General features: G+C 73.7%; 8 protein-coding genes. 4 read left to right on the top strand and 4 right to left on the bottom strand.

Annotated elements, in window-relative coordinates; genetic code table 11:
* Positions 1-218: 218 nt before the first annotated feature.
* Both FAF44_RS42290 and FAF44_RS42285 read right to left on the bottom strand, forming a co-directional pair.
* Positions 219-1,844: a glycosyltransferase gene (locus FAF44_RS42290; protein WP_237109034.1), complete on the bottom strand. Its 1,626-nt coding sequence runs from the start codon at positions 1,842-1,844 to the stop codon at positions 219-221.
* On the bottom strand, positions 1,841-2,914 hold the full coding sequence (locus FAF44_RS42285; RefSeq protein WP_237109033.1) for a glycosyltransferase family 2 protein: 1,074 nt from the start codon (positions 2,912-2,914) through the stop codon (positions 1,841-1,843). Before FAF44_RS42285 ends, FAF44_RS42290 begins: the two co-directional genes overlap by 4 nt.
* Before the next feature lie 249 nt (positions 2,915-3,163).
* On the opposite strand from FAF44_RS42285, the gene FAF44_RS42280 reads away from it, so the two are divergent.
* From FAF44_RS42280 to FAF44_RS42265, 4 genes are read left to right on the top strand one after another with little or no spacing between them, the layout of a single operon-like run.
* Complete coding sequence (locus FAF44_RS42280; RefSeq protein WP_237109032.1) at positions 3,164-3,601, top strand: hypothetical protein; 438 nt, start codon at positions 3,164-3,166, stop codon at positions 3,599-3,601.
* A complete protein-coding gene (locus tag FAF44_RS42275) occupies positions 3,598-5,091 on the top strand; it encodes a glycosyltransferase family 2 protein (protein ID WP_237109031.1) in 1,494 nt (497 codons plus the stop codon). Before FAF44_RS42280 ends, FAF44_RS42275 begins: the two co-directional genes overlap by 4 nt.
* Positions 5,088-7,004 carry a glycosyltransferase gene (locus FAF44_RS42270; protein ID WP_237109030.1) on the top strand — a complete coding sequence of 639 codons (1,917 nt, stop codon included), beginning with the start codon at positions 5,088-5,090 and terminating at the stop codon, positions 7,002-7,004. The genes FAF44_RS42275 and FAF44_RS42270 overlap by 4 nt, the downstream gene beginning before the upstream one ends.
* Positions 7,001-8,701: a glycosyltransferase family 2 protein gene (locus FAF44_RS42265; protein ID WP_237109029.1), complete on the top strand. Its 1,701-nt coding sequence runs from the start codon at positions 7,001-7,003 to the stop codon at positions 8,699-8,701. The genes FAF44_RS42270 and FAF44_RS42265 overlap by 4 nt, the downstream gene beginning before the upstream one ends.
* Here FAF44_RS42265 and FAF44_RS42260 read toward each other — a convergent pair.
* Together FAF44_RS42260 and FAF44_RS42255 are read right to left on the bottom strand one after the other, a co-directional pair.
* Positions 8,698-9,054, bottom strand: a complete 357-nt coding sequence (locus FAF44_RS42260; protein WP_237109028.1) for a hypothetical protein — start codon at positions 9,052-9,054, stop codon at positions 8,698-8,700. The two genes, FAF44_RS42265 and FAF44_RS42260, sit on opposite strands and share 4 nt — an antisense overlap.
* Positions 9,051-9,512 carry a hypothetical protein gene (locus FAF44_RS42255; RefSeq protein ID WP_237109027.1) on the bottom strand — a complete coding sequence of 154 codons (462 nt, stop codon included), beginning with the start codon at positions 9,510-9,512 and terminating at the stop codon, positions 9,051-9,053. The genes FAF44_RS42260 and FAF44_RS42255 overlap by 4 nt, the downstream gene beginning before the upstream one ends.
* Between the last annotated feature and the right edge of the window lie 18 nt (positions 9,513-9,530).

The raw sequence follows: 9,530 nt of genomic DNA, 5'->3' as shown, positions 1-9,530 counted from the left end.
GCCCGAGCCCGTCACCATCCCCGCCCCGCCGGCCGCCACACCGGTCGCGGCGATGCCGGTGGAGGCTCCGGAGAGCTCGCTGCTGCGGCGGCTGCGCTCAGCGCTGCGCCCCAACTGACCGGCCGCTCTCACATCCGCGACGCGGCCGGGCCGCCCGGCCGGGCCGCCTGGTGAGCCAGGCCGTCCGACCGGCCGGTCTGGCCGGCCGGTCTGGCCGGTCAGCCGCGCAGCCGCTTGCGCAGGGCGCGTTTCATCGTCGTCGAGACCAGCGTGCGCAGGCCCTGCTGGGCGCGGCCGGCGGCGGCGAGCTGGCGGCGTAACGTGCCCACCTCGCGGCGCAGCTCCACGGCGGACCTGCGCCAGCGTCCGGCCTCCTCGCGCCACTTGGCCACCTGCGCGCGCAGCCGTTCGGCCTCCTTGGCCATCCGGGCCGCCTCCGCCTGCGCCTCCGTCCTGGCCCGGTAGGCGGCGCGCCGCCCCTGCGGGACGACCGGCGAGGTGGTGAAGCCGTAGGTCTCGCCCTCGACCCAGGTCACCCCCGACACCGCGTCCACCACGTCGTCGAGGTCCTCCCCCGGCTCGGCGACGATGCGGGCCCTGGCGAAGGCGGAGACGCGTTCGAGGCGGGCCGCGACGACGCCGTCCGGTGACTCGTGGAGCAGCACGTTCACCAGGCCGAGCCCTTCGTCGCGGGCCAGGTCGAGCAGGCGCGCGAGGGCGTCCTCGCCCGGGATCCATCCGGCGGGCAGGCGGAGCAGGAAGGGCACGGCCGGGTCGGCGTCCGCGGCCTCGGCCAGGTGTACCCGGCCCTCGTGCAGGTAGTGGCCGTGGACCAGCACCAGTTCCAGATCGGGGTCGCGGAGCGGGGCGCGGCGGTCGCGGTCGAGGCCGGTCCAGGGGCCGGTGAGCAGCACCGACACGTCGGGGACGGTACCCGCCAGCACCGCGTCCACCGTCGCCCGGACGTCGTCGTAACCGGCCGTGCCGTCCACGGTCACGGTGACGTACGGCACCTTCCACTGCCGTCCAGGATGCCCTCTGAGCCAGCGGTAGGACGGGATGCGGTCGGCCACGAACGCGTGGCTCACCCGGTCGATGGGCTGTTTGTCGCGCATGCGCATGGTCGGCCCGAGGTGGTAGGCGCGGGCCGCGGGCTCGGGCACGAAGACCGCGCCCGCCTGCGCTAGCCGGTAGCCCAGCTCGGTGTCCTGGCCGAGGATCAGCTCCTCGTCCATGGGCCCGGCGGCCTCGATGAGCCGGGCGTTGACCGAGGTCGCGCCGCCGACGTGCAGGCTGAAGGGGCGCTGCGGGTTGTCGGTGAGGCCGTCGGTGCGCTCGACCAGGTCGACGAGCCAGGCGTGCGGTTCGGCGGGCTCGAAGTGCCCGGCGAGGTCGTCGGGCAGTTTGGCGGGCACTTCGGCGGTGGTGAAGCGGAGGTAGCCGGTGACCACGAGGTACGGGGCGGCGTGGTGCCAGCGCATGTGGGCCTCGACGGCACCGGGGGTGAGCAGCACGTCGGAGTCGAGCCAGTGCACGACGTCGCCCGTGGCGGCGGCCAGTCCGGCGTTGCGGGCGCTGCCCCGGCCCGGCCGGTCGCAGACGATCAGCCGCGCGGCCGTGCCCTCGGGCAGGCGCAGCGGCGGCGAGCTGCCGTTGTCGACGACGATGATCTCGGTGAGCGCGGCCGGGTACGTCTGCCTGGCCAGCGCCGCGAGCACCAGGTCGAGCTTGTCCTGCCCGCCGTAGGCCGGGATGACGACGCTGACCGTCAGCCGGGGGGTGCCGGGCTCGCCGGGGGCCAGTACCCGGTAGTCGTTGCCGCGCACCCTGCCGCGTGCGGTCATGCGGCTTCCATCAGCAGGCTCGGACGGAATCCGCGCCACTGGTTGGCGGCCACCTTGACGAAGTGGGCCAGCGGGAGTTGCCAGGTGTGCTCGGTGCTGAGGCCGCGGCGCAGGACATAACCGAGACCGTGGGTCCGGTAGATGCGGGCTTCGGCCTTTTGCGCGGCTTTCAGAAATTCAAGATCAACGGCTCGCGGCAATCCGGGAAATCCTCCAATTTCGTGGAATTTCGCACGAGAAACCATGATCGTGCCGCCGGCCACATGATCGGCCCAGACCTCGCTCGGGTAGCTCGCCCCGCTCGCGAACGTCGTCCGCCTGATCGTCGCCTTCAGCGGATCCAGGTAGAAGAACTCCGCCGTGGTGCCCACCACGTCGGCCCCGGCGTAGGTCAGCGCCATGAACAGGTCGGCGAGGTGGCGGGGGCCGTACCAGTCGTCGTCGTCCCACTTGGCCAGGTAGTCGCCGCCCGCGAGCGCCGCGGCCCGGTTGAGCACCTCGCCGAACGGCACCGACGCCTGCGCCTCGACCCACTTCACGGGCAGGGAGCAGGCCGAGATCGCCGCGCGTACCTCGTCGTGGGCCACGCCGTGCAGGCCGAGCACGACCTCGGCGGAGACGTCCCGCTGCCGCTCCATCTGCGCCAGCGCCGGGCCGACCAGGGCGGGCCGCTTGGTCGCCATGACGATGCTGACGTGCGGCGCGGCGGCGGGGTGGGCCAGGCGGCGCAGGCGTACGCTGTGCTCCTCGCGGCGCAGGTCGGCCAGCGAGCGGACGGTGCGGTCGGCCGCGTGGCCCAGCCAGCCGCGGTCGGTGAGCAGCGCGCGCAGGCCGTCCGGCACCCAGGCCGGCGCGTCCACCGCCGTCAGCGGCACCCCGGCGGCGGCCAGGTCCAGCAGGCCGTCCGGCGGCACCGGCCCGTCGGGCCAGTCGATCTCCAGGCCGCGCAGCGGGCGCAACGCGGGCAGATCGGGCGGTTGCCCCTCCACCATCCAGCCGCTGTCGGCCCAGTGCAGGCGGGCCAGCCCCTTCTCCGGCGTACGCGTGAAGCCGCAAGGGGTGACGGACATGGCTGGCGCGCTCCTTGACCGCTGGGGATGTGATCGGCGCCTACCTTACGCCCGTTTTACTGGCGAGTAGACGCGCATGACACATTCGGCAGGGACGGCGATGCAGGTCCGGAGGCTGATGATTCGCTGGGAACCTTCAGGAAGTTATGGCACGGTGGTTGCCGATGTTGATTAAAGTGTCAATAATCCCCAGATGTCCGTGACGGCTCTGGTGTTCGTCAAGTCGTGACCTACGAAAGGTTTGCGCGGATGCTCTCGCCCCGCCGGCTGGCGGCGACCGCCGCACCCCTCGCGGCACTGGCACTCGGTGTGCTGGTGCTCCTCGTGCTCGCCGATCTGATCACCTTCGGCGCCGCGGCGGCCACCGTCGCGTTCATGATCGCGCTGGCCGCGCTCGCCCTGCTCGTCCTCACCGTGCGCCGCATCGACGGCAAGGCGCAGCGGATCGATCTGCGGATCAGGAAGCACGAGGCCGAGCTGGCCAGGACCACCACCACGCTGAAGAACATCGAGACCCGGCTGGACGTGCTGGTCCAGGCCGTCGAGGACTCCGCCGGGCGGCGGGCCGACGACCTCGGCGCGATCCTGGCCTCGCTCGGCGAGGACCGTGTCAACGCCATGGCACGGGCCCGCGAGGTGGAGGAACTGCGCGAGGAGGTCAGGGGTCTGGCCAAGGGCCGCGTATGACGCAGGTCAGGCACAACGACTACGGCGTGCTGAACCCGCCCGAGACGGGCACGTGGGAGCCCACGCTGCGGGTGTCGGTGGTCATCCCCGCCTACGACTGCCAGCAGGCGCTGGAACGCACGGTGCCCGCGCTGGCGCGGCAGACGTACCCCACCGAGCTCACCGAGATCATCGTCGCCGACGACGGCAGCGAACCGGCGCTGGAGGTGCCGGGGGCCCGGGTCGTACGGGTGAGCGGCGGCTGGGGCCGCGGCGCGGCCAGGCAGGCGGGACAGCTCGCGGCCACCGGCGACGTGATCCACTGGCTGGACTCCGACATGATCCTGGCCGACGACCACATCGAGGCGCACATGCGCTGGCACCACCTGATCGGCTACGCGGTGGTGATCGGCGACACCCGGTTCGTGGACGCGCCGGGCGAGGAGGGCGTCCAGGCCGAGTACACGACGAAGATCCTCGAGTCCACCAGGAGGCTCAAGGACGCGGGGGCGAACCCGTACCTGCTGCACACCGGGGCCTCCGCCTCCGTACGGGCTGAGCTGCTGCGCGCGGCGGGCGGCGTGAACGCCTCGCTGAACATGGCCGAGGACACCGAACTCGGCTACCGGCTGGCCCAGGCCGGCGCGGTGTTCATCCCCGACGCCGACGCCAGGGCGTGGCACGTCGGGCCCTCCACCGTGATGTCGCGGGAGAAGGAGGTGCACCGGCACAACTGGTCCTACCTCGGTGACCTGATCCCCGATCTGCGCTGGCTGCGGAGCCATCCGCGCCGCCGGTGGCTCGTCCCGTACGTGCGGGTGGTCGTGGCCGCGACGACGTACGAGCAGACGCGGGCCACCGTGGACTCTGCGCTGGCCGGCACGCTCACCGACACCGCGGTCAGCCTCGTCGGCCCGTGGGACGAGCTGACCGGCGAGCGACGTTCGAACCTCGACGATCCCCTGCTGGAGCTGCGCCTCCTGCACAACCTGTACGCGCACGAGCCACGCGTCGAGTTCGCGCGCAGCGCACCGGCCTCGGCCGCGCCCGCCCCCTTCCTGGTCACGCTGCCCGCCGGATGGGTGCCGGGGGCCGGCACGCTCGCCCGGCTCGTCCGGCACGCCGACCGCGACCTGCTCGGCCTGGTCAGCGTGGCGCTCGCCGAGGGCCCCGACGGGGTCGTGACCGCCCGCCTGGAGCGCACCGCCGCCTTCTCCCGCGCCGCGCTGCTCCCCGGCGAGGCCGACGACCTGGTCGACGAGCTGTTCGGGTCGGAGTGGGTCAGCGGCGCCGAGTACGGCTTCGCGACCGCGGCCGAGGCGGAGCCGCTGACCGGGGAGCCCGCCAAGTGGCGGGCGCTGGCCGGGGAGCGGCTCGGCGAGATCAAGGAGCTGACGGCCCGGGTGGACCGCCTGACTGCCGAGGTCGAACGCCTCACCGAGGCCCAGGACGACCACGAGCCGCGCGGCCCGCTGAACTCGATCATGCGGCACCTCCGGAGCGCCGGATGATCGAGCGGTTGCTGGCGGAGCTGCGCGACGCGCGCGTGTTCTCCGCCGGGATCGACGACCTGGGCCACGACCGCGCGGACGCGGTGGACCTGGACCGGGACCTGCTGGAGCCGGTCGCCGAGCCGGAACACGCCCGCGAGGTGCTGGTCCTCGCCGGGACGCCGTCCGACCTGCGCAGGATCGCCACCCTGCACAAGCTGCTGCCGCAGGCCGAGCGGGTGGTGGTGGCCGTGCTCGACACGCCGGCCGCGCATCCCGCGCCCGTGCCCACGCCGACCCCCGCGCACCGCTGGCGGGCGCTCACCGACCTGCGGGTCTACCGGCCGAAGGACCGGGTCTGGGTGGTGGACGCGCGGTTCTCCGCCGCCACGCCCGCGGGCCGCACGGTGACCGCCACGGCCCGCGCGTTCGCCGGCCACCGGCTCGACGTGATCGCCGCGCCCGCGGCGGCCATCGCCGGCGTCGGCGCCGCCGACTGGCGTCCGGGTGACCCGAACGCCACCCCGGCCGAGGTCGGCGGGCCGGTGCCCGAGCGGGTCGGCGCGCCGGGCGGCGACGTGGTGCTGCGCACGCTCGCTCCCGTCTCCCCGTCCCCCGCCGCCGCCCCCGAACCCGGCTGGGCCGGAACGCAGACGCCCGTCGAGCGGCCCACGCTCGAAGCGGTGAGCTGGGAGCGGCTGGGCCGGCCCGGCATGGGGGCCTCGCCGCTCGCCGACCCCGACGTGCTCGGCGAGCCGTCCATGATCCCGCCCGTGGACGAGCGGCTGGTCAACCCCCAGGGCTTCGTCACCACCCCGTCGCGCGGCATGGCGTCCCTGGCCGAGCGCGACGGGCGCTGGTCGATCGTGCTGGACGGCAAGGTCGTGACGTCCTTCGCCGCATCGGGCGGCGTCACCGACGCGGACGTGGCCAGGCTGCGCCAGATCAGGGGCGTCGAGGTGGACTGGCGGCACGCGCACAGCGGGCCGCTGACGGCCGTACGGGTGCTGGCCGGGCTGGCCGCCGCCGGGGTCCCGCTGGCGGCCGGGGCGGTGCCGCGCTGGGCGGGCGCGCTCGGGGCCGAGCTCGCCGGGCTGCTCACCCGTTCCCCCGACCTCTCGGACGAGTTGCGCCGCGAGGAGCACAGCATCCGCCTGCGCCGCGCTGCGCTGCGTACCCACGGCGTGGCAGCCCGGTGGGAGCAGCTCGGCGCGCCCGCGCCCGCTCCCCCGCTCACGTCGGTCCTGCTGGCCACGCGCCGCGCCGACATGGTCGGCTTCGCGCTCGACCAGGTCGCCCGCCAGCGCGACGCCGATCTGGAGGTGATCCTCGCGCTGCACGGCGTGCCGAAGGGGCATCCGGACGTGGCGTCCGCGATCGCCGCCCACGAGGGGCCGCTGACCGTGTTCGAGGCCGACCGGGGAGCCGTCTTCGGCGAGGTGCTGAACCTCGCCGCCGCCAGGGCCTCCGGGTCGTTCCTGCTGAAGATGGACGACGACGACTGGTACGGCCCCGGCTTCCTGGCCGACCTGCTGCTGGCCCACTCCTACTCGGGGGCCCAGGTGGTCGGGACGGTGCCGGAGTTCGTGTACCTGTCCTCCATCGACGTCACCGTGCACCGCAGGCAGATCACCGAGCAGATCACCAGCTTCGTGGCGGGCGGGACCATCCTGGTGGAGCGCTCGGCGTTCCAGGCCGTGGGCGGGTTCCGGCCGCTGCCGCGCTCGGTGGACACCCAGTTCCAGGAGGCGCTGCAGGCCGCGGGCGGGCAGATCTACCGGACACACGGGCTCGGGTACATCCTGCGCAGGGGCCCGGCGGCCAACCACACCTGGCAGGAGCCCATCGGGACGTTCCTGCAACGCAACCGGCGGCAGTGGCGCGGCTTCCGCCCGAACGCGCTGATGGCCATGGACGAGAGCCCGCTCCCGTGATCCGCATCCCGCACAACGACTTCGGCGTCCTGACCCCGCCCGCGCTCGGCGACTGGGAGCCCCGGCTCGCGGTCACCGTCGTGATCCCGGCCCACGACCGCCAGGAGACGCTGAACCTGACGCTGGCCGCCCTGTCCGCGCAGAGCTACCCCGAGCACCTGATCGACGTCATCGTCGTGGACGACGGCAGCCCCACGCCGCTGTCCCTGCCCGAGATCGCCCCGTCCCGGACGAAGCTGATCTCCAGCCCGCCCGGCGGCTGGGGGCGGGCCTGGGCGGTGCAGGCCGGCATCGACGCCGCGACGGGCGAGGTCGTGTTCGTGCTGGACGCCGACATGGTGCCGCACCGCCGGCACGTGGAGGCCCAGCTCCGCTGGCACCACCTGGCCCCGTACGTGGTGGCGCTCGGCTGGATCGACTTCACCGACGGGCCGCTGCCCACGCCCGAGCAGGTCGCCGGCGCTCTGGCGGCGGGCTCGGAGGGGTCGCTCTTCCCGCTCGCGCCGCACCGCCACGACTGGGCCGAGCAGATCATCCGCGACCACGACGGCCTGCGTACCGCGCCCAGTTCCCTGGCCACCCGGATCCACGTGGGGGCCACCGTGTCGTACCCGGCGGCGCTGCTGCGCTCGATCGGCGGCATGGACACGTCCCTGGTGCTGGCCGAGGACACGGAGCTGGGCTACCGGCTCACGCAGGCGGGCGCGGTGTACGTGCCCGACCCCGAGTCCAGGGCGTGGCACATCGGGGTGCCCACGGCGATGCGCGACCACCGGGCGCTCAAGCGGTACAACGACCCGTACGTGGCCGAGCTGGTGCCGTACCGGCGCTATCTGCGTACGGACCCCGGCCGGCAGTGGCTCGTGCCCTACGTGGACGCCGAGGTCGTCATGTCCGCCGGGCACTCCTACGAGGACGTGCGGGCCACGGTGGACTCCCTTCTGGCCGGTTCCGTCCCGGACGTGCGGATCACCGTCACGGCTCCCTGGGACCTGCTCACCGCCGACCGGCGCGCCCCGCTGGCCGATCCCCACCTGGATGTGCGTCTCGTCCGGGCCGCCTTCGAGCACGACCCCCGCGTCCACCTGCGCCCGCCCCAGGGCCCGCCCGCTCCCGGCACGGCGCCGTTCCGCCTGTCGGCGCCGCCGGGCTGGGTCGCCTCCGAGGACACGGTCGAGCGCCTGGTGACGCACCTGGAGGAGCACGACGGGGGCACGCTCTGCGTCGCCCTGGAGGAGACGGCGGACGGCGTCACCGTCGCCCGCCTGGACCGCACGGCCGCCCTCTCCCGCGCCGCCCTGGTCGCCGGGCCGGACGACGATCCTGACGACGATCCGGACGACCTCGTCCACGCCCTGTTCGGCCTGGAGTGGCTGGACGGCGAGAGCTGGGGCTTCCGTCGCCGCCCCGCCGTCTACCCGCCGCGTAAGCGACCTCCGTCGGAGTCGGCCCGGCTCGCGGCCGCACACGACAAGGAACTCGCCCTCTACCGCAAGCGCGTGACCGCCCTGCGGGCCGAACTCGCACAGACCCGCAGAGAGGCCGGCAAGTCCGGCCGGGACGCGGCCCGCTGGCGCGACAAGGCCGAATCCTGGCGCCGCGAAGCGATCCGCCTGACCAGAGAACGCGACCGCACCGCACTCAGACGAGCCTTCCGCATGGTCCGCGGCCTGGCCTTCCCCGGCGACCAGCGTTAGGCGTCGGTGTCCTTCGGGTGGCGGGTGGACGCGTAGACGAAATGCACGGTTCGCCGGTCCACATCGACGAGATACCGCACGCGTCCGCCGGAGGTGACCTCGAACTCCCACTGCGGCAGATCCCGGCCTCCGAGGCTCGCGGTCGCCAGCTGGCCGCGAAGCCGGTGTTGCCGGTCAGGGTTGTCCGTGGCGAGCGGATCCGCGCGCAGTGCCTCGAAGCAGCGGCGGGCGTTCCCCGCGGCTTCCGCGCACAACGACGCCCACCCTTTGGCCGCTTCGCTGGTCGCGAACCGCATGCGCCATTCGCCACCGACCGGAGGAGGGGCCACGTCATCACCGCGTTTGGGGCTCACGGTGCCAGCACCTCGCCGTGGTCCTCGCCGGGCAGGGGACGGGTGAGGCGGGCGGTCAGCGCGGGGTCGGCCAGGATGCGGGCGGTGGCCCGCCATTCGACGATGACCCGGTGCAGGGTGGCATGGACGTCGAGGTCTGCGGCGTCCTGGGTGGCGGCGACGAGGTCCTGGACGAACTCGCGCCGCTCCTCGGCCGACAGATGCCGGGCCCACGAGAAGACGGCGGGCAGCGCGTGCTCCACCGCCCGGACGCCTTCCTCACTCGTGACGAGCGCGGAGAGCAGGTGAGCCACGACACTCGCGGTCTCTTCCCGATCCCGGTCGTGCCGGGCGGTCGTGAGGTAGAGGTCTTCCCCGTCACGCCGCCGGATGTGCACGCGATGCGCGCGGCTGACCGTCTCCGCGACTTCTTTGGAATGCTTGGAGAGATCGCTGAAGGGAACCGTCGGCGTAGTCACCCGACCACGGTACTTCGG

Source organism: Nonomuraea sp. MG754425 (assembly GCF_021699195.1).
Classification (GTDB): domain Bacteria; phylum Actinomycetota; class Actinomycetes; order Streptosporangiales; family Streptosporangiaceae; genus Nonomuraea.
This window is presented reverse-complemented; position numbering and strand designations above follow the sequence as displayed.

Excerpts from the sequence above, each read along its gene's own strand:
- FAF44_RS42285 (WP_237109033.1), bottom strand. The coding sequence starts at position 2,914 with ATGTCCGTCACCCCTTGCGGCTTCACGCGTACGCCGGAGAAGGGGCTG.
- FAF44_RS42280 (WP_237109032.1), top strand. The coding sequence starts at position 3,164 with ATGCTCTCGCCCCGCCGGCTGGCGGCGACCGCCGCACCCCTCGCGGCA.
- FAF44_RS42290 (WP_237109034.1), bottom strand. The coding sequence starts at position 1,844 with ATGACCGCACGCGGCAGGGTGCGCGGCAACGACTACCGGGTACTGGCC.
- FAF44_RS42275 (WP_237109031.1), top strand. The coding sequence starts at position 3,598 with ATGACGCAGGTCAGGCACAACGACTACGGCGTGCTGAACCCGCCCGAG.
- FAF44_RS42270 (WP_237109030.1), top strand. The coding sequence starts at position 5,088 with ATGATCGAGCGGTTGCTGGCGGAGCTGCGCGACGCGCGCGTGTTCTCC.